The following is a 25,248-nucleotide window of genomic DNA, read 5'->3' on the forward strand; positions in this document are numbered from 1 at the left end:
TAACACAAGGCTGGCATTGAGCGGCCGCCGCCGCTGATAATCGGCGCTGGATCCACTTCTGCCGAGAGCCTGCCATGTTGCTGCCAGAAACCGGGGGCGCCCGATGAGCGCCAGCCGCCGCAATACCGATGCCTTTGCCCTGCAAGTGATGCTGGTGCTGTGCCTGATCTGGGGCATCCAGCAGGTGATGATCAAGTGGGCCGCACCGGATATTGCCCCGGTGATGCAGCAAGCCATGCGCTCGGGGATGGCGGCAGTGCTGGTCGGCCTGCTGATGTGTTTTCGTGGCGGCTGGGACCAGGTCGCCAGCACCTGGCGCGGCGGGCTACTGGCCGGTTCCCTGTTTGGCCTGGAGTTTCTGTTCATCGCCGAAGGCCTGAAGCTGACCTCGGCGGCGCACATGTCGGTATTCCTCTACACCGCACCGGTGTTTACCGCCCTGGGCTTGCATTTCATGCTGCCCAGCGAGCGGCTGCGGCCCTTGCAGTGGCTGGGCATCCTGCTGGCCTTTGGCGGTATTGCCTTTGCCTTTGCCGGTGGCGTTTCCCTTGAGCATCTGGACGCACAAATGCTGCTCGGTGATGCCTTCGGGGTGCTGGCGGGCCTGGCCTGGGGCGCAACCACCGTGGTGGTGCGCGCTTCGCGGCTGTCGGAGGCGCCAGCGACCTTGACGCTGTTCTATCAACTGGCGGTCGGTTTTGTCGGCCTGCTGTTGATCGCTGTCGCCAGTGGCCAGGTTACCCAGGTGCAGTTCACCCCGCTGTCGATCGGCAGCCTGCTGTTTCAGGGCCTGATCGTGTCGTTTTTCAGCTACCTGACCTGGTTCTGGCTGCTGCGCCGCTATCTGGCCTCGAACCTGGCGGTGTTCTCGTTCATTACGCCGTTGTTCGGGGTGACTTTCGGCGTGCTGTTGCTGGGCGAGCCGTTGAGCCTGAATTTCGTCCTCGGCGCGATCATGGTGCTGCTCGGGGTGACCCTGGTCAGCGCTGAGCAGTGGGTGCGCCGGCGCCTGCGCAGCCTGCTCGGCTAGCCTGCGGGCGCAACAGCAGCAGGCCGGCGAGCACCAGGCCGCTGGCGGCGATCAGCAGCGCTGCCTGCAGGCTGCCGGCGAACTGATTGCTCAGCGCCGCCAGCAGCGGTCCACTGAGCTGGCCCAGGGCAAAACAGGCGGTCAAAAGCCCGGCATTGCGCTGGCTGGCGTGCGGTGCCAGCTCCCGCGAGCGTTGCATTACCAGTTGCATGCAGGCCAGGAACGGGCCGCCACAGAGGATTACCCCCAGCGCCAGGCCCGGGCCGTTGCCCAGCAGGCAGGCGAACACGCCGGCGGCCTGCAGCCACAGGGTCGCGATCAGCCAGCTTGAGGTGCTGCCCATGCCCGGGCGGCGCAGGCTGACCAGCACCACGCCCAGCGCCGCCGCCAGACCAAAACCGGGCCAGAACAGGTCGGCCAGCCACTGCCCGTGAAAGCGCGCACTGGCCATCTGCGACATGAAGGTCGCGGGGATGATATAGCCAATACCGTACAGGGCATACACCAGGCCGAGGCGGGCAATTCCTTGCCCGGCTGGCTGGACGCGCGCCCCGCTGACAGTAGGCGCTAGCGTCTGCGGGCGTGGCAGCGCTGGCAGCGCGATCAGCAGCATCAACAGGGCAACGGCGGCATAGATTAACCACAGCGGCGCCGAGCCCAGTCCGTTGAGGTTGGCGATCAGCGCCAGCATTCCGGTTAAAAAAATTCCCACCCCGGGCCCGGCAAACACCAGGGCGCCGAGCCGTGGCCGATTGCTGGCCGCTGCCACCTGCTGGCTGAGGCTGGTGAGCATCACCAGCACCCAGGCGCTGGCCACGCCGGTGCCAAAGCGCAGCAGCAGATGGGCCCAGAAACCGCTGGCCGAGAACGACGCCAGGGTCAGCACGACGCACAGCCACAGACCGCCGTGCAGGCGCGCGCTGACCTGGCCCGGGCGGCGGACGAACATGGCGTCCAGGGCGCCGAGCAGATAGCCCAGGTAGTTGGCGGCGGCGATCAGGCCGGCGGCGGTCAGGCTGACCTGCCCTTCGCTGATCAGGTGCGGCAGCTGTGGAGTGAGGGCGAAGCGGCCGATGCCCATGGCCATCATCAGGGCAACGACACAGGCGAGAAGGCGAACAACTGGCGACATGGCGGCAATTCCTGCACAAGCGTGAATGACCGTCAGGCTAAAGCCGGTTGACTTTCAATAAAATTGAATAATGATGAGCAACTTGTTCTGTTTTGGAGAATAGCTCGTGGAGCTCAGCCAATTGCGGATTTTCCAGGCGGTGGCCGAGGAGGGCTCGGTGACCCGCGCCGCCGAGCGCCTGCACCGGGTGCCGTCGAACCTGTCGACGCGCCTGCGCCAGCTCGAAGAGCAACTGGGCGTTGAGCTGTTTCGCCGCGAGCGCCAGCGCTTGCAGCTGTCGCCGGCGGGCAAGGTGCTGCTCGATTACGCCGGGCGCATGCTCGCCCTGCACGATGAGGCCTTTGCCGCCGTGCAGGGCGGGCAGCCGGCCGGGGAGTTCGTGCTGGGCTCGATGTACAGCACTGCGGCCATTCATTTGCCCGACTTGCTGGCCCGTTACCACAGCGCTTACCCGGCGGTGAACCTGCAGGTGCAAGCGGCGCCCAGCGGCGAGTTGCTCGAAGGCTTGCTCAGCGGCCGCCTGGATGCCGCCCTGGTCGACGGGCCGCTGGCCCTGGCCGGGCTCGACGGCGTGCCGCTGTGCGACGAAACCCTGGTGCTGATCACCGAACCCGGCCATGGGCCGGTGCGCAGTGCCCGCGATGTCGCCGGGCGGGCGGTGTTCACCTTTCGTCAAGGCTGTTCGTACCGGATGCGCCTGGAGGCCTGGTATGCCCACGATCACGCGGCCATGGGCCGGGTCATGGAAATCGAGTCGTACCCGAGCATGCTCGCCTGTGTGATAGCCGGGGCTGGGGTTGCGTTGATGGCGCAGTCGATGCTCGACAGCCTGCCGGGCCGCGAACGGGTGGCGGTGCATCGCCTGCAGGCGCCGTTCGATCAGGCCACCACCTGGCTGATGTGGCGCAAGGGCATGCGCGGGGCGAATTTGAGCGCCTGGATCGATTTGCAACAAAGGGGAAACAGTTACCCAGGCAGCGCAGATGGCGCAGGAGGCTTGATTGAGATCAAACTTGCCCTCAAGTCATGTTGCACAGACATGCGCATTGCAATACTTGGGACTATGATCTGTATGAAGCATCGCAGGATTTATTCGCCGTGCAGGCTGACCCGTAAGGGGGAGTTATGAGAAACCATCTGTTCAACTGGCTCCACGACCTGGCCGCTGCCCTGGGCCTGATCCCGCCACCGCTGCAGCCGGTGCCGATCCCTACCGACGAAGAACAGCGCAAGCGCCAGCCACGTCGCTAAAACACATCGGCCGCCGCATCATTGCTGATGCGACGGCCGTGGTGCACCTGTCTATCAGGCCAGGTTGACGGCGCCTACCGGGCGGCGCGACATCAGGCTGACTACCACAAAGCTCACCAGGCCGATCGCCAGGCTGTAGTAGATCGGCGTGTTGGCATCCATCCCATCCATGATCATGAACGCCAGGGCGGTAACGAAGCCCAGGGGTCATGCTGGTGATCGCCGCCGCAGTGGTGGCGCGTTTCCAGTAGATGGCGCCGATCAGCGGAATCAGCATGCCGCCCACCAGCAGGTTGTAGGCCAGGGTCAAGGCGCTGATCACATCGGTTACCACCAAGGCGATACCCAGTACGGCAATACCGGTCAGCAGGGTGAACAGGCGGTTGATGCCCAGGCTCGACTGCTTGCCGCCGCGCAGTTTCGGCAGCAGGTCTTCGGTCAGGACCGTGGAGGCGGCCAGCAGGCCAGCACTGGCGGTGGACATCATCGCTGCCAGCGCAGCGGCAATCACCAGGCCACGGATACCGTCAGGCAGGGTGGATTTGACGATCGCGGCAAAGGCGTTGTTGGCGTTGTCCAGGTCCGGCAGGAGGACATGCGCGGCCATGCCGATCAGTGCGCACACCAGGCCGTAGATCACGCAGTACACGCCAGCAGTGGTGCCCGCGTACTTGGCGACTTTCTCGTCACGGGCGGTGAACACCCGTTGCCAGATGTCCTGGCCGATCAGGATGCCGAAGAAGTAGATCAGGAAGTAGGTGATGATGGTGTCCCAGCCGATGGTGGTCAGGCTGAAGTTGCTGGCCGGCAGCTTGGCCACCAGTTGATCCCAGCCACCGACCTTGTACAGGCAGATGGGCAGCAGGACAAACATCAGGCCGACGGTCTTGATCACGAACTGGACGATGTCGGTCAGGGTCAGCGACCACATGCCGCCGATGGTCGAGTACACCACCACGACGCCACCACCGAGCAGGATCGCGCCCCAGAACGGCAGGTCGAACAGCACTTGCAAAACGGTGCCGATGGCCAGGGTCGAGGTCACCGCGATCATCAGCGCGTAGGCAAGCATGATCACCGCACTGGCCTGGCGGGCCATGGGGTTGTAGCGTTTTTCCAGCACCTGGGTAACGGTGAAGATCTTCAGGCGCAGCAGCGGCTTGGCCAGGAACAGGTTCAGGGCGATGATGCCCAGGCCCAGCGCGGCGCACAGCCAGAAGCCGGAAATCCCGTGGACATAGCCCAGGCGTACGGTGCCGACGGTCGACGCGCCGCCCAGTACCGTGGCGGCCATGGTGCCCATGTACAGGCTAGGGCCCAGGTTGCGCCCGGCCACCAGGTAATCTTCATGGGTTTTTGCCCGGCGCATGCCGAACCAGCCGAGCGCGAGCATGCCGGCGGCATAAATCAGAACAACGAATATGTCCAAGGCCATGGGTGTCTCCAATTATCTTTATTATGGTGAGATCGACCCCGGCGCCAGGCAAGCCTGGCGCCGGGTCATTCGTCTACTCAGTGGGCCGTCGTTGCGGCCCGACTGTCATGGCTCCTGCCCTGTTGCAACTCCTGGTGTACTACCGTTAGCGGCGAACCACGCCCGGCAGTGCACAGAGCATTTCGTACAGCAGGTTGGCACCGAGCAGCGAGGTGTTGCCGGTGGTGTCGTAAGGTGGCGAGACTTCAACCAGGTCGCAGCCGATCAGGTCCAGGCCCTGGCAACCACGGATGATTTCCATCGCCTGGATGGTGGTCAGGCCGCCGATTTCCGGGGTGCCGGTGCCCGGTGCCCAGGCCGGGTCGATACCGTCGATGTCGAAGCTCAGGTACACCGGGCCGCCACCGACTTTCTCGCGCACTTCGGCCATCAACGGCTCCAGCGACTTGTGCCAGCACTCTTCGGCCTGGACCACACGGAAGCCCTGCTTGCGGCTCCAGTTGAAGTCTTCGGCGGTATAGCCCTGGGCGCGCAGGCCGATCTGCACCACGCGGTCGCAGTCCAGCAGGCCTTCTTCGACGGCGCGGCGGAAGGTGGTGCCGTGGGCGATCTTCTCGCCGAACATGTGATCGTTGACGTCGGCGTGGGCATCGATGTGCACCAGCCCGACCTTGCCGTGCTTCTTGTGGATAGCGCGCAGGATCGGCAGGGTGATGGTGTGGTCGCCGCCCATGGTCATGGGGATGACGTTGTGTTCGAGGATCTCGTCGTAGGCTTCTTCAATGATCCGTACGGCGTCGAGCAGGTTGAAGGTGTTGATCGCCACGTCGCCGATATCGGCAACCGACAACGAATCGAAGGGCGCAGCGCCAGTGGCCATGTTGTACGGGCGGATCATCACCGATTCGGCGCGGATCTGCCGTGGGCCGAAGCGGGTGCCGGAGCGCAGCGAGGTGCCGATGTCCAGGGGGATGCCGATGAACGCGGCATCCAGGCCTTCGGCGCTTTGCAGGTGAGGGAGACGGAGCATGGTGGCGATGCCGCCGAAGCGCGGCATTTCGTTGCCGCCCAGTGGTTGGTGCAGAATCTTGTCCACGGTCGGGCCTCATCGATTCGATTGTTCTAGTTGTTGGAACCTGTCTGGCTGGCCCGGGGCAACCCCTGAAATACCGGCAAGCAGGTGCATTGCGGCAGAGTCTGCAAAAGGTAGTGGATGAAAAGAATCGCTACAGGCAAATACTTAGTTCAGGTTTTTCTGAACTAATGCCGGTATTGCGGTTAGAATCCGGCCATCTGTAGCCCTGCGGACCGCGATCACATGGCCTCTGCCTTGCCCGACCTGAAACTCCTGCGCATCTTCGTCAGCATCGTGCGCCACCAGGGGTTTGCCAACGCCCAGCGCGAGCTGAACCTGTCGACCTCGGCCATCAGTACCTACATGAGCCAGCTCGAGGCGGCCCTTGGCATCGTCCTTTGCCATCGCGGCCGTGGCGGTTTCAGCCTGACCAGCAAGGGTGAACTGTTCCACCAGGAGACCTTGCGCCTGCTGGCAGAAATGGACGGTTTCGAGCAATACGCGGCGGCGCTCAAGGGGGAATTGCGCGGTACCCTCAACCTTGGGGTGATCGACTCCACCGTCGGTGATCGGGCCTTGCCTTTGGCTGAAGCTATCGGTGCCTACAGCCAGGAGCACCCCGCGGTGCACTTGCACCTGTCGGTGTCGAGCCCCTACGAGCTGCAACTGGGGGTGCAGGACAACCGCCTGGACCTGGCCATCGGCGCCTTTTCCACGCGCATGAGCGGGCTGGTGTATCAGCCGTTGTACCGCGAGCAACATTGGCTGTATTGCAGCAACCGCCACCCGCTGTTCAACGAGCGGCGCATTCCCGAGCAGGTGATTACCCAGCAGCGCATGGTCGGTCGCGGCTACTGGAGCCAGGCTGAACTTGCCCGCCACGGCTTCAAGCACAGCGCGGCAACGGTGGAGAGCATGGAGGCGCAACTGATCCTGGTGTTGTCCGGCGCCTATATCGGCTACCTGCCGGAACACTATGCCCAGGCCTGGGCTGACAAGGGCGATTTGCGGGTGCTATCGCCGGCGACCTTCGGCTATCAGGCACCGTTCTCCATGATCATTCGCCGTGGCCGCAGCCGCGAACCCTTGATCCAGACCTTTCGCGATCTGCTCAAGGCGCAACTCACTCCAGCCTGAACGAAACGGCCCCTGAAAAATTTAGTCTTGGCTGCAAAAATTCCTGAAAATATCGGCCGCAACCCCGTAATTGCTCTGCTAAACCTGTATTGGCTTGATGAAATTTCCCATCTCTCCTTTGCAGGGATCGCCCAGATGCGCATGAATTTGCCCGTCACTGAGCATGAAAGAACCTTTCCGAGCGAACAGCGGCTGATTTCCACTACCGACCTCAATAGCCACATCACCTATTGCAACGACGCCTTTGTCGCCATCAGCGGTTTTACCTACGAGGAATTGCTCGATCAGCCGCACAACCTGGTGCGTCATCCGGACATGCCCCCCGCGGTGTTCGGGCATATGTGGGAAACCATCAAACAGGGCAAACCCTGGATGGGCGTGGTGAAGAACCGCGCCAAAAACGGCGACTTCTACTGGGTCAGCGCTTACGTTACGGCGATTTACGAAAACGGCCGGATCAGCGGCTACGAGTCGGTGCGCTCGGTACCGACCCGCGAGCAGATCCGCCGGGCCACGGCGTTGTATGCACGGTTGCGCCAGGGGCGCAGCCCGGTGCCGCTGGCGGCTCGACTGGGCGCGACAGTGGAACACGGCTGGCCCTTGGTCGGCGCTGGTATTTTGTCTGTGATCAGCTATTTGTGGCTGCCCCAGTACGCCGCCCTGGGTGTGCTGATGGCCAGCCTGCTCAGCGCCTGGTACCTGATCGAGGCGCGGCAGAACCGGGTGATCCGCCGCACCCTGGGCGAACACCCGAAAGCCTTCACCAGCCCTCTGGTGGCCCTGACCTACAGCGACAACAGCGGCCTGCAGGGCCAGCTGGACCTGGCGATCATCAGTGAAGAAGCCCGCTTGCAAACGGCCCTGACGCGCCTGGTGGATGCCGGTGTCGGGGTCAAGACGCGCGCCGCGCAATCCTCCGACCTGTCCGGGGCCCAGGCGCAGATGCTCGACAAGCAACGCAGCGAAACCGATCAGTCGGCCACGGCGATTGCGCAAATGGCAGCGACCATCCAGGAAGTGACGCACAACGTGCAGAACACCGCTACGGCCGCCTCCGATGCCGATCACCTGGCCCAGCAGGGCAGTGACCTGGCGCAGCAAAGCCTGCGCGCCATGGGCAGCATGGCCGAGGCGGTCAGCGACATCGGCCAGGCGGTCAATGCCCTGGCCGATCAGACCCAGTCGATCGGCAGCGTGGTCGATGTCATCACCTCGATTGCCGAGCAGACCAACCTGCTGGCGCTCAACGCGGCGATCGAGGCGGCGCGGGCCGGCGAGCAGGGCCGGGGCTTTGCCGTGGTCGCCGACGAGGTGCGCTCGCTGGCCCAGCGTACCCGTACCTCGACCGAGGAGATCCACCAGATTATCGCCTCGTTGCGCGCCGGCGCCGAGCGGGCGGTGTCCAGTGCCAGCAAGGGCGAGCAGATCTCCCGCGACAGCGTGCACAGCGTCGAGGCGGTGCAGTCGGCGCTGGTGGGCATCACCCAGGCGGTCAGCCGCATCACCGGCATGAGCCAGCAGATGGCCACGGCCTCGGAACAGCAGAGTCATGTCGCCGAGGACATCAACCAGCAGATCACCCGCATTGCCCAGCTCTGCGATCACAGCGCCGGGCAGGCCAAGCAGGGCGCCGAGATCAGCCAGGACCTCGAACGCATGGCCGATTACCTGTACAGCCTGGCCGAACGTTTCAACCGCTGAAGCTTTTCGTCTCTCCCACAGGGAAGTGGGCTTTTTTCGGGGCTGCTGTGGCACACTTTGCCCGCTCAGGAGAACCCGATGTCCAGAATCCACTGCGAGCGCTGCCTGCGCCCACAAGCCCATTGCCTTTGTCCGCTAATCCCTTCCCTCGACAGCCGTACCCGCGTGCTATTGCTGCAGCATCCCAGTGAAGTGCGCCATGCGCTCAATACCGCCAAGCTGGCGGCGCTTGGCTTGCGCAATGCGCAATTGCACGTGGGCGAAGTGTTTGAGAATCTGCCTGAGCTGCTGCAAGCACCGGGGTACCGCAGTGCCCTGCTGTTTCCGGGCGATGCGGCGCAGCCGCTGGTGGCCTATGCCGACGAAGAGGATAAGCGACCGTGGCAACTGGTGGTGCCTGATGGCACCTGGCGCAAGGCGAGCAAGTTGCTGCATGTGAACCCGTTGCTCGGCACGTTGCCGCGAGTGACCCTGGCCCAGGTCCTGCCTTCGCGCTATCGCCTGCGCAAAGCGCCGCAGGCGGGGGCAGTATCGACTCTGGAGGCACTGGTGCAGGCGCTCAACGTGCTGGAGGCGCCGGTTAATTTTGACGCGCTGTTAAAACCGTTCGAGGCGCTGATCGAGGGGCAGATTGCGGCGATGGGGCGCGAGACCTACGAGCGCAATCATCTGCGTTGAGCCACTGCGAGCGCCTCAGCGTTCGCGCATGGCTTCGGTACGTGCCTTGAGCACCGGCTTGAGCAGGTAATCGAGCACGCTCTTGTGGCCGGTGATGATATCCACCGTGGCAGTCATGCCGGGGATGATCAAAAGCGGTTTGTTATCACCACCCAGGTGGTTCTTGTCGGTGCGCACCTGGATCAGGTAAAAGGCGTTGCCCTTGTCGTCGGTGACGGTGTCGGCGCTGATCAGTTCGAGCTTGGCCTTCAGGCCGCCGTAGATGGTGTAGTCGTAGGCGCTGAACTTGACCATCGCCGACTGCCCGGGGTGCAGGAAGGCGACATCTTGCGGGCGCACCTTGGCCTCGATCAGCAGGTTGTCTTCCAGCGGCACGATCTCCAGCAGGTCACTGCCGGGCTGGACCACGCCGCCGATGGTGTTGACCTTGAGCAGCTTGATGATCCCGTGCACCGGCGAAACCACGGTGGTGCGGGTTACCCGGTCATCGATGGCAATGCTTGAGGCGGTGATCTTCGACAGGTCGGTGCGTTTTTCGTTGAGTTCCTTGGCCGCCTCTGAGCGAAACCCGGCTTCGGACTCTTCGATCTTGCTCTTGATCTCGGCCACCGCCGCTTCGGCGCGCGGGATTGCCAGGCTGGTGGCGTTGAGCGAGCCGCGGGCTTCAACGGCGCTGCGCTTGAGGCGCAGGATTTCCACCGGTGAGATCGCCCCGGTGCCAACCAGCGGCGTCGACATGTTCAGTTCCTGCTGCAACAGCGCCAGGGCCGAGCGGTACTGCTCGACCTTGGAGCGAAACTCGGCCAGTTCCTGGGTTTTTTGCCGCAGTTGCTCGTTGAGGGTCTGCTTTTCGCTGCTCAGCCGACGCTGGCGCGACTGGTACAGCGAGAGTTCGTCTTCAGCCACCTGCGGCGCCTTGCTGCGTACTTCTTCGGAGAGCTGGAACGGCCGGCCTTCGGCTTCGGCGGCAAGGCGCTCGACCTGGGCGGTGAGGGCAAAGCGGTCGGCTTCGCTCTCGCCCTTGTTGGAGAGAAAACGCGTGTCGTCCAGGCGCAGCAGGGTATCGCCCTTGTTCACCATCTGCCCTTCACGGACGAAGATCTCGGTGACGATGCCGCCTTCAAGGTTCTGGATCACCTGGACCTTGCTCGACGGAATGGCCTTGCCTTCGCCCATGGTCACTTCATCGAGCACGGCGAACTTGGCCCACAGCAGCGCCACCAGCAACAGCCCCGCGGCCAGCCACACGGTGATCCGCGAGAGACGCGGCGAGTCCTGCAGGGTGGCGCCGGCCACATCGGGCATGAACTCGCGTTCGGCGGTTTTGCCGAAACTCTGGAAGTAGCTGCGCAGGCCTTGGCTTACGGACATGAATGACCCCCTAGAGTGCCGCGCCAACGCGGCCTTTGCGCAGTGCATCGATGACCGCTTCCTTCGGCCCGTCGGCAACGATCTTGCCGTTGTCCAGTACCAGCAGCCGGTCGACCAGGCTGAGCATCGAGGTGCGGTGGGTGACCAGCAGCAGGGTTTTGCCCTGCACCCAGCCATGCAGGCGCTGGCGCAGCTGGTCTTCGCTGCTGTTGTCCATGTGGCTGGTGGGTTCGTCGAGGATCATGATCGGCGGTTCGAGCAACATCGCCCTGGCCAGCAGCACGGCCTGGCGCTGGCCGCCAGAGAGCAACTGGCCGCGCTCGCCGACCGGGCGGTCGAAGCCTTGCGGGTGCTGGCGGGCCAGCTCGCTGACGCCGGTCAGCTCGGCCACTTCAAGCATGCGCGCGTCACTCACATAGCGCGCGCCGAGGGTCAGGTTGTCGCGCAGGCTGCCGGCCAGCAGCGGCAGGTCATGGGCGACGTAGCCCAGTTGGTGGCGCAGGTCGGCGATGTCCAGTTGGCGCAGGTCGAGGTTGTCGAGCAGGATCTGCCCTTCGTCCGGGGCATAGAAACCCATCAACAGGCGCGCCAGGGTGCTCTTGCCCGAGCCGCTGCGGCCGATGATGCCGATGCGTTCGCCCGGCTTGACGCTGAAGCTGACGTCATTGAGGGCGGCAGCGTTCTGGCCGTGGTAGCGAAAGCTCACATGGCTGACGTCGAGGCCGCCGTGCAACTGGGTGCGCTCCAGCGGTTGCTGGCCGGCCTGGCGCTCCTGCGGCAGGGCCATCAGCGCGTCGGTGCTGCGCATGGTCAGCTGTGCCTGCTGGTAGCGGGTGATCAGCCCGGCGATTTGCCCGAGCGGTGCCAGCACCCGGCTGCCGAGCATGTAGCTGGCAACCAGGGCGCCGACACTGAGGTTGCCGGCAATGATGCTGTAGACCCCGGCAACGATGGTGGCCATGCCGCAGAACTGCTGGATGAACAGCGTGCCGTTGGTGGCCAGTGCCGACAGGTTGCGGGCGTGGGCGTCGAGGCGGGTGAGGGCGCCGTGGGTGCTTTCCCACTGGTACTGGCGCTCGCTTTCGGCGCTGCAGGCCTTGAGGGTTTCCAGGCCGCCGAGGGTTTCGATCAGCAGCGCCTGGCGCACCGCGCCCAGGGCCAGGCTTTTTTGCACGGTATCGCGCAGCCGCACCTGGATGAACAGGGCAAAGAAAATGGTCACCGGGAAGGCAATCAGCGGGATCACCACCAGCCAGCCACCGAGCAGGCCGATCACCGCCAGCATCAGCACCACGAAGGGCAGGTCGATAATGCTGGTCAGGGTCACTGCGGTAAGGAATTCACGCAGGCCCTGGAAGTCATGAATGCTCTGGGCAAAGCCGCCAACCGTGGCCGGCCGGGCTTTCATCGACATGCCGGTGATGCGTTCGAACAGGGTGGCGGAAAGAATCAGGTCGGTCTTTTTCCCGGCCTGGTCGAGCAGGTGGGCGCGGACCACGCGCAGGGTCAATTCGAACAGGGTGCCGATCAGCAGGCCGGCGCTCAGTACCCACAGCGTCGAGGTAGCCTGGTTGGGCACCACGCGGTCGTAGGTCTGCATGACGAACAGGGGCACCATCAGCCCCAGCAGGTTGATCAGCAGGCTGGCGAGAATGGCGTCGCTGTAGAGCCAGCGTGAGAGTTTGAGGGTGTCGCGAAACCAGGCGTTGACCCGTGGCATCAACGGCGCACGCAGGTCTTCGAGTTCATGGCGGGGGCGGGCGAACAGCGCCTCGCCGGCGTAGGCTTGCAGCAGTTCTTCGCGGCTGACCCACTGCTCGCCGCCTTCGGCTTCACAGGGCAGGATCAGCGCCCGGCCGTCATCGCCCCAACGCCGCAGCACCGCGCAGCGGCCGTCCTTGAGCAGCAACAGCACCGGCAGGTTGAGCGCCGAGATCGCTCCCAGCTCACGCCGCAGGATCCGCGCCTGCAAACCGGCCCGTGCCGCTGCCCGGGGCAGCAGTTCAAGGCTCAGGCGTTGCTCGGGCAGCGGCAGGCCGGCACTCAGGCCGGCGCGACTGACAGTGCAACCATGCAGCTTGCAAAGGATCAGCAAGCCATCGAGTAGCGGGTCATCGAAACTCTGGCGCGGATCTATTGCCGAGCTCGCAGGTTGCATGCTGGTCACAGTCGCCTACTCCTGCCGCAGTTGGAGGGGTTTAGCGCATATCGGGCAGGCGCGCCTCGCTCTTCACTTCGCTCTTGGCGATCGCCTCGGGTGGCAGCGAGATGCGCTGCTTGTTCAGCAGTTCACCCATGCTGGCCAGCACCCGGTACATGGAGAACTCTTCGGTGTAGCGCACTTCGGTGTAGCGGCGGTTGGCGTTGTACAACTCGTTTTCACTGTCGAGCAAATCGAGCAGGGTGCGTTGGCCGAGGCCGAACTGGTCCTGATAAGCGGCGCGCACACGGGTGGTGGTCTCGGCGTACTCGCGGGCCGCCGGCAGTTGCACGCGGGCGTTGTTCATGGCGTTCCACGACAGCGACAGGTCTTCGGTCAGCTGGCGCAGGGCGTTGTTGCGGATGTCCATGGCCTGGTTGATCTTGTGCGCATCGGACTGCAGGCGGGCCTTGTCGCTGCCGCCGCGAAACAGGTTGTAGCTGAGCTCGACACCGGCCTGCCAGTCGTTGTTGTCGTGGCCGACCTGACCTGCAGTGTTGTTGTTGGCACCGGTTGCCAATACTGCGTCAATACGCGGGTAGAACGGCGACTTGGCCACTTCGTATTGCTGCTCGGCCGCATTGACGTCGGCCTGGGCGGATTTCAGGTAAGGGTTGTTTTCGAGCATGTCCTGGCGTGCAGCAGCCAGGTCAGCAGGCACTTCACCCTTGATGGTCACCGGGGTTTCCAGCTCATCGGGCTGGCGACCGACGACGCTATAGAACCTGGCCTCGGCATCGGCCAGGTCGACCTCGGCGGTGTACAGGTTGTTCTCGGCCAGGGCGCGACGGGCGGTGGACTGGTCGCGGTCGGCATTGCTGCCGACCCCGCGCTCACTGCGCAGGCCGATCTGGTCGTTGACCCGCAGGTGCGCCTGCAGGTTGTTCTTGGCCAGGGTTACCAGCTCGCGGCGTTTGAGCACTTCAAGGTACACCTCGACGGTACTCAGGGCGACGGACTGGGCGGTGGCCTGGGTGTAGTAGGCCCGCGAGTTCACCACTGCCTCGGTACGGCCGACTTCGTTGGCGGTGTTGAAGCCGTCGAAGAGCATCTGCCGCAGGCGCAGGTCGGACTGGGTGTAGGTCAGTGTCTCTTTATTATGATTACGCGTGCCGTCGGCATTGAAGCCACGGGTATTGGTGTTGTCGGAGCGTTGTCGACCGTAACCGGCCACCAGGTCGACGGTGGGGAAGTAACCGCCTCGGGCGAACTTCACGTCTTCATCGGCCGACAGCCGGCTGTTTTTGCTGGAGCCGATTTCCGGGTGGTAATCCACGGCGCTTTGCACAGCCTCATTAAGTGACATCGCCTGGGCATTGGCACATGCCATGGCCAACAGAATTGCGCTGGTGATGGGGGTCAAAACGCGCATGGGTTACTTCTCCCTGATTTCTAATAATGGTCCTGCGATTCGTCAAAAAAGTGACGAAAACCTGAGGTCAAACCGTATCAGGCTTGTAACAACAGAGCTAAGAACATTTACGCGCGAAGCTAAGAAGATTTTTTCATAAGAGTTATGCGAAAAAAAACTTATGCGGTCTAAGAAATCCGAGACATTGTTCATATCAGGCAGCCCGTGGAATCAGCGCTAGGGTGCATTTTTTCGGGCGTCAGAGAAAGTTCCCGTGTTTTTGCAGCAGAGGGCATGGATGTAGCGGAGGGGATGGAGGCGGGGCGAAGTTTGGCGACAAATTTTTGGCAGGTGTCACTAGGCCACTTCGCTCAATCACTTTCACCGCAGCTCTGGCAGGCGAAGTCATTGATTTCATTGAAATCATCTCGCACTCCAGGGCTGTTTTAGCGTTGGCCCGGGTTAATTCCGCCGGGCTGGCCACGCGATAGTTCAGCGCACGTTGCTGCAATCAACCGATTTGCAGTGGAGGAGTGCGCTCATGGCTAAGTTAATCGGTGTCGTCAGCAAGGTGGTGGGCGAAGTCTTCGCTGTAGGCAGCGATGGCAGCCGCCGGCCGCTGATCGAGGGCGACAAGGTATATGCCGGCGAGCAGCTGGACACAGGCCTTGCTGGCGCAGTCGCCGTCCACCTGCAAAACGGTGCCGAACTGACCCTCGGCCGTGACAGCAACCTGACCCTGACCCCCGAGCTGTTGGCGGATCGCGCGCCGCATGTTGATACACCGGAGTCGCAGACCCCCAGCCAGGCGCAACTGTCTGATGTCGAGAAACTCCAGCAAGCCATCGCTGCGGGTGCCGACCCGAGCCAGGACGCCGACCCCACTGCAGCCGGGCCAAGCACTGGCGGTGCAACGGGGGCACTGGGCGGCGGGCATACCTTCGTGATCCTCAACGAGGTGGCCGGGCGCGTTGATCCGCAGATCGGCTTTCCCACTGCAGGCTTCAACGGCTTTCCCGAGTTGCCGCAGCTGGACGTCGGCCTGATCAACAACAATGACGAAGCCCCGCCAGTGCCGGTGATCGACAACCCGGTCAGCCTCGAAGGGCTTGCCGTCGAGGGTGGCGAGCTGTCGTTGAACGAGGCCAATCTACCCCAGGGCTCGGCCAGCAATCCGGCGGCCCTGACCCAGGCGGGCAGTTTTACCGTGCAGGCACCCGATGGGGTGTTCAACCTTAACGTCGGCGGCATCAATGTGGTCACCGCCGGTGCGGTGACCGGCATCGGCCAGTCGATCACCACTGGCCTGGGCAATTTGCTGACCATCACCGGCTATGACCCTGCCACTGGCGTGGTCAGCTACAGCTACACACTCAACGGTGCCGAAACCCACCCCAGTGGCGCGGGTGCCAACGGGCTTGGTGAAAGCATCGCGGTACTGGTCAGTGATACCGACGGCGACGTAGCCACTGGCTCGCTGGATGTCACGGTGATTGACGACGTACCGCGGGCAGTGGCCGATAGCAATGCCGTCACCGCCACCGAGAACCAGCTGACCCTGACCGGCAACGTGCTGACCAATGACGTGCAAGGCGCAGACCGGGTAGCAACCGGGCCGATTACCGCCGGCACCTTCGTCGGTACCTACGGCACTTTGGTGCTGGCCGCCGACGGTTCCTACACCTATACGCTGAATACTGCCGATCCGGATTTCATCAATCTGCATGGCGGTGGTAATGGCGTCGAGACCTTCACCTACACCCTCACCGATGCCGACGGTGATGTTTCCAGCGCCAATCTGGTGCTCAACGTCAGCAACCTCAATGACCCGGTGGAACTCAACGGGCTGAGCATCAATGGCGGCGAGCTGGTGCTGTTCGAGAAGAACCTGGCAGCTGGCAGCAGCCCTGATGCGGCGGCACTGACCCAGAGTGGAACCTTCACCGTGACCGCCGCCGACGGCCTGCAATCGCTGACGGTGGGCGGTATCAATGTGATCAGTGCCGGGGTGGTCAATGGCTTCCCGCAATCACTCACCACGGCCCTGGGCAACACCCTGACCATCAACGGTTTTAACCCGGCCACCGGGGAGGTCACCTACAGCTACACCCTCAATGGCAGCGAAGCGCATGCCGCCGGCAATGGCAGCAACTCACTGGGCGAGAGTTTCAACGTGGTTGCCACCGATACCGATGGCAGCAGCGCGAGCATGAGTATCGATGTTTCCATCGTCGACGACGTGCCGAACGCGGCGGCAGATACCAACGCCGTTACCGCTACCGAGAACCAGCTGACCCTTACCGGTAATGTGCTGACCAACGACGTGCAGGGTGCGGACCGTGTACCCACCGGGCCAATTACTGCCGGCACCTTCGTCGGCACCTACGGCACCTTGGTGCTGGCCGCCGACGGTTCCTACACCTACACGCTGAACACTGCCGATCCGGACTTCTTCAACCTGCATGGCGGCGGTAACGGGGTCGAGACCTTTACTTACACCCTGACCGATGCTGATGGCGATGTGTCCACCGCCAACCTGGTGCTCAACGTCACCAACCTCAACGACCCGGTGACCCTCAATGGCTTGAACGTTGAAGGCGGCGAGCTGACTGTTTTCGAGAAGAACCTTGGCGACGGCAGCAACCCGGATACGCCAGCGCTGACGCAAACTGGCAGCTTCACGGTGACCGCGCTGGACGGTGTGCAAACCCTGACCGTCGGTGGCATCACCGTAGTCAGTGGCGGGGTGGCCAGCGGCTTCCCGCAATCGGCGACCACCGCCCTGGGCAACACCTTGACCATCACCGGTTATGACGCCTCGACCGGCGTGGTGACCTACAGCTACACCTTGCTCGACAACGAGGCCCACCCGAACGCCAACGGCACCAACAGCCTGGGCGAGAGCTTCACGGTGAGCGTGACGGACACCGACGGCAGCACTGCCAGCGGGTCGATCGATGTGAACATCGTCGACGACGTGCCGACCGCGGCAGGCGATACCAACGCCGTCACCGCCACCGAGAACCAGCTGACCCTGACCGGCAACGTGCTGACCAACGACGTGCAGGGTGCGGACCGTGTACCCACGGGGCCAATTACTGCAGGCACCTTCGTCGGCACCTACGGCACCTTGGTGCTGGCCGCTGACGGTTCCTACACCTACACGCTGAACACTGCCGATCCGGACTTCTTCAACCTGCATGGCGGCGGTAACGGGGTCGAGACCTTTACCTACACCCTGACCGATGCTGATGGTGACGTATCCAACGCCAACCTGGTGCTCAATGTCACCAACCTCAACGATCCGGTGACCCTCAACGGCTTGAACGTTGAAGGCGGCGAGCTGACGGTTTTCGAGAAGAACCTTGGCGACGGCAGCAACCCGGATACGCCAGCACTGACGCAAACTGGCAGCTTCACGGTGACCGCGCTGGACGGTGTGCAAACCCTGACCGTCGGTGGTATCACCGTAGTCAGCGGCGGCGTGGCCAGCGGCTTCCCGCAATCTGCGACCACCGCCCTGGGCAACACCTTGACCATCACCGGTTATGACGCCTCGACCGGCGTGGTGACCTACAGCTACACCTTGCTCGACAACGAAGCCCACCCGAACGCCAACGGCACCAACAGCCTGGGCGAGAGCTTTACCGTAACGGCTACGGACACCGATGGCAGCACTGCCAGCGGGTCCATCGATGTGAACATCGTCGACGACGTACCGACCGCGGCAGGCGATACCAACGCCGCTACCGCCACCGAGAACCAGCTGACCCTGACCGGCAACGTGCTGACCAACGACGTGCAGGGTGCGGACCGTGTACCCACGGGGCCAATTACTGCAGGCACCTTCGTCGGCACCTACGGCACATTGGTGCTGGCCGCTGACGGTTCCTACACCTACACGCTGAACACTGCCGATCCGGACTTCTTCAACCTGCATGGCGGCGGTAACGGGGTCGAGACCTTTACCTACACCCTGACCGATGCTGATGGTGACGTATCCACCGCCAACCTGGTGCTCAATGTCACTAACCTCAACGATCCGGTGACCCTCAACGGCTTGAACGTTGAAGGCGGCGAGCTGACGGTTTTCGAGAAGAACCTCGGCGACGGCAGCAACCCGGATACGCCAGCACTGACGCAAACTGGCAGCTTCACGGTGACCGCGCTGGACGGTGTGCAAACCCTGACCGTCGGTGGCATTACCGTGGTCAGTGGCGGCGTGGCCAGCGGCTTCCCGCAATCGGCCACCACGGCGCTGGGCAATACCTTGACCATCACCGGTTATGACGCCTCGACCGGCGTGGTGACCTACAGCTACACCCTGCTCGACAACGAGGCCCACCCGAACGCCAACGGCACCAACAGCCTGGGCGAGAGCTTCACGGTCAGTGTGACGGACACCGACGGCAGCACTGCCAGCGGGTCCATCGATGTGAATATCGTCGACGACGTGCCGACCGCGGCAGGCGATACCAACGCCGTTACCGCTACCGAGAACCAGCTGACCCTTACCGGTAATGTGCTGACCAACGACGTGCAGGGTGCGGACCGTGTACCCACGGGGCCAATTACTGCAGGCACCTTCGTCGGCACCTACGGCACCTTGGTGCTGGCAGCCGATGGTTCCTACACCTACACGCTGAACACTGCCGATCCGGACTTCTTCAACCTGCATGGCGGCGGTAACGGGGTCGAGACCTTTACCTACACCCTGACCGATGCTGATGGCGATGTGTCCACCGCCAACCTGGTGCTCAACGTCACCAACCTCAACGATCCGGTGACCCTCAATGGCTTGAACGTTGAAGGCGGCGAGCTGACGGTTTTCGAGAAGAACCTCGGCGACGGCAGCAACCCGGATACGCCAGCCCTAACCCAGACCGGCAGTTTCACGGTGACCGCGCTGGACGGTGTGCAAACCCTGACCGTCGGTGGCATTACCGTGGTCAGTGGCGGCGTGGCCAGCGGCTTCCCGCAATCGGCCACCACGGCGCTGGGCAATACCTTGACCATCACCGGTTATGACGCCTCGACCGGCGTGGTGACCTATAGCTACACCTTGCTCGATAACGAGAACCATCCGACGGCCAATGGCGCCAATAGTCTCAACGAAAGCTTTACGGTAACCGCCACCGATACCGACGGCAGCACCGCCAGCGGTTCCATCGATGTGAATATCGTCGACGACGTACCGACCGCGGCGGGCGATACCAATGCCGTCACCGCCACCGAGAACCAGCTGACCCTGACCGGCAACGTGCTGACCAACGATGTGCAGGGCGCGGACCGTGTGCCAACCGGGCCGATCACCGCCGGCACCTTCGTCGGCACCTACGGCACATTGGTACTGGCCGCTGACGGTTCCTACACCTACACCCTCGATCCTACCGACGCAGACTTCAAAAACCTGCACGGTGGCGGCAATGGCACCGAGACATTCACTTACACCCTGAAGGACGCCGACGGCGACATCAGCACCGCCAACCTGGTGCTGAATATCACCAACCTCAACGACCCGGTGACCCTCAACGGCCTGAACGTCAACGGCGGCGAGCTGACCGTTTTCGAGAAGAACCTTGGCGACGGCAGCAACCCGAATATTCCGGCCCTGACCCAGAGCGCGAGCTTTACCGTCACCGCCCCGGACGGCCTGCAGACTCTGACCGTCGGTGGCATCACCGTGGTCAGCGGCGGCGTGGCCAGCGGCTTCCCGCAATCGGCAACCACTGCACTGGGCAACACTCTGACCATCACCGGCTACAACCCGGCCACCGGCGTGGTGACCTACAGCTACACCTTGCTCGATAACGAGAACCATCCGACGGCCAATGGTGCCAACAGCCTCAACGAAAGCTTTACCGTAACGGCTACGGACACCGATGGCAGCACTGCCAGCGGCTCCATCGATGTGAACATCGTCGACGACGTACCGACCGCAGCAGGCGATACCAACGCCGTCACCGCCACCGAGAACCAGCTGACCCTTACCGGCAACGTGCTGACCAACGACGTGCAGGGTGCGGACCGTGTACCCACCGGGCCAATTACTGCCGGCACCTTCGTCGGCACCTACGGCACATTGGTGCTGGCCGCTGACGGTTCCTACACCTACACCCTCGATCCTACCGACGCAGACTTCAAAAACCTGCACGGTGGCGGCAATGGCACCGAGACATTCACTTACACCCTGAAGGACGCCGACGGCGACATCAGCACCGCCAACCTGGTGCTGAATATCACCAACCTCAACGACCCGGTGACCCTCAACGGCCTGAACGTCAACGGCGGCGAGCTGACCGTTTTCGAGAAGAACCTTGGCGACGGCAGCAACCCGAATATTCCGGCCCTGACCCAGAGCGCGAGCTTTACCGTCACCGCCCCGGACGGCCTGCAGACTCTGACCGTCGGTGGCATCACCGTGGTCAGCGGCGGCGTGGCCAGCGGCTTCCCGCAATCGGCAACCACCGCCCTGGGCAACACCCTGACCATCACCGGCTACAACCCGGCCACCGGCGTGGTGACCTACAGCTACACCTTGCTCGATAACGAGAACCATCCGACGGCCAATGGCGCCAATAGTCTCAACGAAAGCTTTACGGTAACCGCCACCGATACCGACGGCAGCACCGCCAGCGGTTCGATCGACGTCAATATCGTCGATGACCTGCCGAGCGCTGTTAACGACACCAACGCAGTTACGGCCACTGAGGTACAGCTGACCCTCACCGGCAATGTGCTGACCAACGACGTACAGGGCGCCGACCGCGTAACCGGGCCGATCACCGCTGGCACCTTTGTCGGTACCTACGGCACCCTGGTGCTGGCCGCCGACGGTTCCTACACCTACACCCTGAACCCCAACGATACGGACTTCATCAACCTGCACGGCGGTGGCACAGGTGTCGATACTTTCACCTACACCTTGCGCGATGCCGATGGCGACACCAGCACAGCGACGCTCAAGCTCAATGTCAGCAACCTGGACAACCCGGTCACCATTGACGGCCTGAACGTCAACGGTGGCGAGCTGACCGTCTACGAGAAGAACCTCAGCGACGGCACCAGCCCGGACTCTCCGGCCCTGACCCAGAGCGGCACCTTCACCGTGACGGCCCCTGACGGGCTGCAAAGCCTGACCGTCGGTGGCATCAGCGTGGTCAGTGGCGGGGTGGTCAACGGCTTCCCACAGAGCGGGACTACGCCGCTGGGTAACTCGATCACCATCACCGGTTACAACCCGGCCACTGGCGTAGTCAGTTACACCTACACCTTGCTCGACAACGAAAACCACCCGAACGCCAATGGCATCAACAACCTCAACGAGAGCATCAATGTCGTCGCCACCGACACCGATGGCAGCTCCGCCAACGCGACGATCGATGTGAAGATTGTCGACGACGTACCGAATGCAGTCGGGGCAGAACGCTCGGTGACTCCGGGGCAGGTGGACTCCAACCTGCTGCTGGTGATCGATGTGTCCGGCAGTATGAATGAGGCGTCCGGCGTGCCGGGGCTGACGCGTATGCAACTGGCCAAGCAGGCGATCAATGCCTTGCTCGACAAGTACGATGAAATGGGCGATGTAAAGGTCCAACTGGTGACCTTCTCTACCGGGGCCAACCAGCCTTCAACTGTGTGGGTGACCGTCGACCAGGCCAAGGCTATCGTCAACGGCCTCAGCGCGGGTGGTTCGACCTATTACGATTCAGCGATTACCTCGGCGCAGTCGGCCTACACCACCGGAGGTAAAATCACCGGTGCGCAAAATATCGTGTACTTCTTCTCCGACGGCGCACCTACGTCTGGGCACGCGATTACCGCGCCGCGCGAAGTTGAATGGGAGGGTTTCCTCGACAGTAATGGGATCAAGTCCTACGCGATTGGTCTGGGCAGTGGCGTCAATGCCGGTAACCTCAACCCGTTGTCCTACGACGGTAGTACCCATACCGACACCAATGCCACGGTGGTCACCGACCTCAACCAGCTCAACTCGGTGCTGTCTGGCACCGTCCAGGGCGCACCGATCACTGGCAGTCTGATGAGTGGCGGCCAGTTCGGCGCTGATGGCGGCTTTATGAAGTCGCTGGTTATCGATGGCACTACCTACACCTACGATCCGAAGGGCAACGGCGGTGCGGGCTCTTATGCCACCAGCGGTGCGGCGGACCGGGGTACTTTCGATACCGGCACCAACAGCATTACCGTGAAGACGGCGATCGGCGGCAGCATCGTGGTCAACATGGATACCGGCGACTTTACCTACACGCCGCCCAAGGACACCGGCAGCGGCCAGGTCGAGCAGATCGGCTTCGTCGCCAGTGACAACGATGGCGATACCGCCAGTGCCAACCTGGTGATCAATGTCTACGCCAATACCGCGCCAGTGGCCGGGGCCGACCATGTCATCAGCAACATTCTGTCGAGCAGCATCACCGTGCCCGCCGAAGCCTTGCTGGCCAATGACAGCGATGCCAACCATGACCGCCTGAGCGTGCCTTCGACGACCACCTTCGATACCGGCTGGGCGGCAAAAGGGGCAGGCTTTACCGTGGGCAGCGGTACACCGCCGACGGTTGTCTTCAACGGTACCAACAACACCGGCGCCAACCAGCTGCGGGACCTGCCGCGCAGTGCCTTCAGAGGCCCGGCCGATGCCATGACGGCGGCACTGGTTGTCAGCGGCTACCTGGGGGCTGTAACCACGGCCAATGCCAACGATGAGGACCTGTTGACCGTTACCCTGAAAAAAGGCGAGACGCTGACCCTCGATCACAACCTGGCAGCGGGCAACATCCTGATGGAATGGAAAGACGAGAGCGGCAGCTATCAAACCATCGCCGACGGCGGCTCTTTCACCGCCAGCCATGCCGGCGTCTACAGCATCCACCTGGTCAACCTCACCAACTCGTCAGGCAGCAACACCAACGCGGCTGAAAACTACGCGCTGACCATGACTGTCGACTATTCCAACGCCCAGAACGAAACCGCCTACGGCACCTATACCGTCAGCGACGGGCATGGTGGCAGCAGCACCGGCAATGTCGACATCGTTTATCAGGAGGGCAATACCCTCACCGGTACCAGCGGTGACGATACCCTGCTGGCCGGCGCCGGCAACGATACCCTCAATGCAGGTGCGGGCAACGATGTGTTGATCGGCGGGGATGGCAACGACTTCCTCTACGGCGGTGATGGCAATGACCTGTTGATCGGTGGTGCCGGCAACGACCTGCTCGACGGTGGCGCGGGTATTGACACCGCCAGCTACGCCAGCGCCGGCAGCGCGGTGACGGTCAATCTGAGCACGGTCGGAGCGCAGAACACCGGGGGTGCCGGCACCGACACCCTGGTGGCGATCGAAAACCTGATCGGCTCGGACTACAACGACAACCTGACCGGTAACGACAACGCCAACGTGCTCAACGGCGGCCTGGGCAACGACACCCTGATCGGCGGTGGCGGTGATGATGTGCTGATCGGCGGCCCGGGCAACAACACCCTGACTGGCGGCACGGGTAGCGATACCTTCCTGTACCAGCAGGGCAACACCGGGCACGACGTGGTCACCGACTTCACCCCGGGCACCGATCGTCTGGACCTGTCGCAACTGTTGCAGGGTGAGAATGCAACGACAGCGTCGCTGGATGACTACCTGCACTTCAAGGTCACCGGCAGTGGCGCCAGCGTGGTGTCGACCATCGAGGTCAGCTCGGTGGCAGGTGCGGCGCCGACCCAGACCATCGACCTGGCAGGGGTGAACCTGGCCCAGCACTATGGTGTGACGGCAGGTGCGGGCGGGGTGATTGCGGCAGGGCAGGACACGGCGACGATCATCAACGGCATGCTCAACGATCATTCGTTGAAGGTGGATACCGTATAGGCCTGTTGCTGCAGTCTCAGGACGGGCGCCGCAGGGTTTTCTGCCGCAGGATGTAAATGCTCACCAGCACCGCGCTGGTGAGCATGAACCCCCGCGCCCAGATCAGCGGCACCAGGTAGCAGGACAAACCGATGCTCAGCCACATCAGGCCGATGGCGTAGACCTTGCCTTTGAGGGGAATGCCTTCGCCACTGAGGTAGTCACGAATCCACGGCCCGAGCTTGGGGTGGTTGACCAGCCAGTGGTGAAAGCGCGGCGAGCTGCGCGCAAAGCACGCAGCGGCCAGGAGCAGGAACGGGGTGGTCGGCAGTACCGGCAGGAAGATCCCGATCACCCCCAGCGCGACGCTGAGCCAGCCGATGGCCAGCAGCAGGTAGCGCATGGACGCCGACTCAGTGGTGGCGAGGCTTGAGCAGGGCTGGCTTCTCGTCCGGCGCGTGCAGCAGCAGGTACAGCGCGGTCAGGGCTTCAGGGATCTGCACGATCATGTCGTCCTGCAGGTTGGCGTCCTTGGCGATGTCTTCGAATTCTGGCTGTTCATCGAACAGGCCGGAACCGACCATGATCGGCAGGAGCATCTCGCTGACTTCGTCTTCAGCGGTCTCGAACCAGGCCTCTTCGCGCATGAACACGCCTTCCATGAAGCCGATGCACCAGCCGCGCAGGTCGGAGTCGTCCGGGTCTTCACCCAGGTCGAGGTCGCACGGCAGTTCGAATTCCTCGTCGCTGGCCAGCTGGCGGGCAACGTGGGCTTTGAGCTGGATCAGCGTGGCTTCGATCTCTTCACGCTGGGCGTCGTCCTTGTAATGCGGCTCTTCGGCGAACAGGGCGTCGATCCATTCGCGCTCGGGAACCTCTTCGGCACCGATCGACAGCGCGGTCAGGAAACCGTGGGCGGCCACGTAGTCGAGCGCCTCTTCATGCAGCTCGTCGGCGTCGAGGAAGGCTTGCAGGCGGGTCAGTTGCTCGGCGAAGGACATTACGGGGCTACCTTGGGAATAAAC

The 25,248-nt window shown here is 63.0% G+C and carries 12 protein-coding genes and 4 pseudogenes; 8 read left to right on the plus strand and 8 right to left on the minus strand.

From position 1 onward, the window contains the following. The first annotated feature begins 103 nt into the window (after nucleotides 1-103). Complete coding sequence (locus ACZ9A3_RS03915; RefSeq protein WP_401287990.1) at nucleotides 104-1,030, plus strand: DMT family transporter; 927 nt, start codon at nucleotides 104-106, stop codon at nucleotides 1,028-1,030. Here the strand turns inward: ACZ9A3_RS03915 and ACZ9A3_RS03920 are convergent. Further along, the gene (locus ACZ9A3_RS03920) at nucleotides 981-2,162 is read right to left on the minus strand and encodes a YbfB/YjiJ family MFS transporter (RefSeq protein ID WP_093385876.1); all 1,182 of its coding nucleotides are present in this window, start codon (nucleotides 2,160-2,162) and stop codon (nucleotides 981-983) included. The two genes, ACZ9A3_RS03915 and ACZ9A3_RS03920, sit on opposite strands and share 50 nt — an antisense overlap. A gap of 106 nt (nucleotides 2,163-2,268) precedes the next feature. Here ACZ9A3_RS03920 and ptrR point away from each other — a divergent pair. Continuing rightward, nucleotides 2,269-3,163, plus strand: a pseudogene (gene ptrR, locus ACZ9A3_RS03925) (putrescine utilization regulator PtrR). A 124-nt stretch (nucleotides 3,164-3,287) separates the two neighbouring features. Then, on the plus strand, nucleotides 3,288-3,413 hold the full coding sequence (locus tag ACZ9A3_RS03930; RefSeq protein WP_010223057.1) for a PA1414 family protein: 126 nt from the start codon (nucleotides 3,288-3,290) through the stop codon (nucleotides 3,411-3,413). Nucleotides 3,414-3,467: 54 nt separating this feature from the next. On the opposite strand, the pseudogene ACZ9A3_RS03935 reads toward ACZ9A3_RS03930, so the two are convergent. Then, nucleotides 3,468-4,848: pseudogene (locus ACZ9A3_RS03935) on the minus strand (sodium:solute symporter family protein). Nucleotides 4,849-4,993: 145 nt separating this feature from the next. Then, complete coding sequence (gene speB, locus ACZ9A3_RS03940) at nucleotides 4,994-5,944, minus strand: agmatinase (RefSeq protein WP_045193392.1); 951 nt, start codon at nucleotides 5,942-5,944, stop codon at nucleotides 4,994-4,996. Between the two features lie 222 nt (nucleotides 5,945-6,166). On the opposite strand from speB, the gene ACZ9A3_RS03945 reads away from it, so the two are divergent. The 4 genes and pseudogenes from ACZ9A3_RS03945 to ACZ9A3_RS03960 all read left to right on the plus strand — a co-directional run bounded on the left by ACZ9A3_RS03945 (nucleotide 6,167) and on the right by ACZ9A3_RS03960 (nucleotide 9,439). Further along, nucleotides 6,167-7,060 carry a LysR family transcriptional regulator gene (locus ACZ9A3_RS03945; protein ID WP_045193391.1) on the plus strand — a complete coding sequence of 298 codons (894 nt, stop codon included), beginning with the start codon at nucleotides 6,167-6,169 and terminating at the stop codon, nucleotides 7,058-7,060. A gap of 141 nt (nucleotides 7,061-7,201) precedes the next feature. Continuing rightward, nucleotides 7,202-7,507, plus strand: a pseudogene (locus ACZ9A3_RS03950) (PAS domain-containing protein); the annotation flags it as partial. Between the two features lie 279 nt (nucleotides 7,508-7,786). Next, nucleotides 7,787-8,761, plus strand: a pseudogene (locus ACZ9A3_RS03955) (methyl-accepting chemotaxis protein); the annotation flags it as partial. Nucleotides 8,762-8,839: 78 nt separating this feature from the next. After that, the gene (locus ACZ9A3_RS03960) at nucleotides 8,840-9,439 is read left to right on the plus strand and encodes a tRNA-uridine aminocarboxypropyltransferase (protein WP_476252163.1); all 600 of its coding nucleotides are present in this window, start codon (nucleotides 8,840-8,842) and stop codon (nucleotides 9,437-9,439) included. Nucleotides 9,440-9,454: 15 nt separating this feature from the next. Here the strand turns inward: ACZ9A3_RS03960 and ACZ9A3_RS03965 are convergent, their stop codons facing one another. Genes ACZ9A3_RS03965 through ACZ9A3_RS03975 form a run of 3 tightly spaced genes read right to left on the minus strand, consistent with a single transcriptional unit; the run spans nucleotide 9,455 to nucleotide 14,382 of the window. Further along, a complete protein-coding gene (locus ACZ9A3_RS03965; RefSeq protein WP_045193388.1) occupies nucleotides 9,455-10,810 on the minus strand; it encodes an HlyD family type I secretion periplasmic adaptor subunit in 1,356 nt (451 codons plus the stop codon). A 10-nt stretch (nucleotides 10,811-10,820) separates the two neighbouring features. Next, complete coding sequence (locus tag ACZ9A3_RS03970; protein WP_476253313.1) at nucleotides 10,821-12,968, minus strand: type I secretion system permease/ATPase; 2,148 nt, start codon at nucleotides 12,966-12,968, stop codon at nucleotides 10,821-10,823. Between the two features lie 40 nt (nucleotides 12,969-13,008). Then, complete coding sequence (locus ACZ9A3_RS03975) at nucleotides 13,009-14,382, minus strand: TolC family outer membrane protein (RefSeq protein WP_476252164.1); 1,374 nt, start codon at nucleotides 14,380-14,382, stop codon at nucleotides 13,009-13,011. Nucleotides 14,383-14,902: 520 nt separating this feature from the next. On the opposite strand from ACZ9A3_RS03975, the gene ACZ9A3_RS03980 reads away from it, so the two are divergent. Beyond that, the gene (locus tag ACZ9A3_RS03980; RefSeq protein WP_476252165.1) at nucleotides 14,903-24,244 is read left to right on the plus strand and encodes a retention module-containing protein; all 9,342 of its coding nucleotides are present in this window, start codon (nucleotides 14,903-14,905) and stop codon (nucleotides 24,242-24,244) included. A 16-nt stretch (nucleotides 24,245-24,260) separates the two neighbouring features. Here the strand turns inward: ACZ9A3_RS03980 and ACZ9A3_RS03985 are convergent, their stop codons facing one another. Both ACZ9A3_RS03985 and ACZ9A3_RS03990 read right to left on the minus strand, forming a co-directional pair. Then, entirely contained in the window at nucleotides 24,261-24,626 is a 366-nt protein-coding gene (locus tag ACZ9A3_RS03985) for a YbaN family protein (RefSeq protein ID WP_045200076.1), read from the minus strand. A gap of 10 nt (nucleotides 24,627-24,636) precedes the next feature. Further along, nucleotides 24,637-25,224 (minus strand): UPF0149 family protein, encoded by a 588-nt coding sequence (locus ACZ9A3_RS03990; protein WP_045200079.1) that lies wholly within the window; start codon nucleotides 25,222-25,224, stop codon nucleotides 24,637-24,639. Nucleotides 25,225-25,248: the final 24 nt, after the last annotated feature.

The sequence above is a fragment of the Pseudomonas sp. TE4620 genome (genome assembly GCF_056279045.1).

Bases quoted from the DNA above. Each gene is read 5' to 3' on its own strand.
- ACZ9A3_RS03975 (WP_476252164.1), bottom strand. From the start codon at position 14,382: ATGCGCGTTTTGACCCCCATCACCAGCGCAATTCTGTTGGCCATGGCA.
- ACZ9A3_RS03980 (WP_476252165.1), top strand. From the start codon at position 14,903: ATGGCTAAGTTAATCGGTGTCGTCAGCAAGGTGGTGGGCGAAGTCTTC.
- ACZ9A3_RS03970 (WP_476253313.1), bottom strand. From the start codon at position 12,968: ATGCAACCTGCGAGCTCGGCAATAGATCCGCGCCAGAGTTTCGATGAC.
- ACZ9A3_RS03915 (WP_401287990.1), top strand. From the start codon at position 104: ATGAGCGCCAGCCGCCGCAATACCGATGCCTTTGCCCTGCAAGTGATG.
- ACZ9A3_RS03960 (WP_476252163.1), top strand. From the start codon at position 8,840: ATGTCCAGAATCCACTGCGAGCGCTGCCTGCGCCCACAAGCCCATTGC.
- ACZ9A3_RS03990 (WP_045200079.1), bottom strand. From the start codon at position 25,224: ATGTCCTTCGCCGAGCAACTGACCCGCCTGCAAGCCTTCCTCGACGCC.
- ACZ9A3_RS03930 (WP_010223057.1), top strand. From the start codon at position 3,288: ATGAGAAACCATCTGTTCAACTGGCTCCACGACCTGGCCGCTGCCCTG.
- ACZ9A3_RS03920 (WP_093385876.1), bottom strand. From the start codon at position 2,162: ATGTCGCCAGTTGTTCGCCTTCTCGCCTGTGTCGTTGCCCTGATGATG.
- ACZ9A3_RS03945 (WP_045193391.1), top strand. From the start codon at position 6,167: ATGGCCTCTGCCTTGCCCGACCTGAAACTCCTGCGCATCTTCGTCAGC.
- ACZ9A3_RS03985 (WP_045200076.1), bottom strand. From the start codon at position 24,626: ATGCGCTACCTGCTGCTGGCCATCGGCTGGCTCAGCGTCGCGCTGGGG.
- ACZ9A3_RS03965 (WP_045193388.1), bottom strand. From the start codon at position 10,810: ATGTCCGTAAGCCAAGGCCTGCGCAGCTACTTCCAGAGTTTCGGCAAA.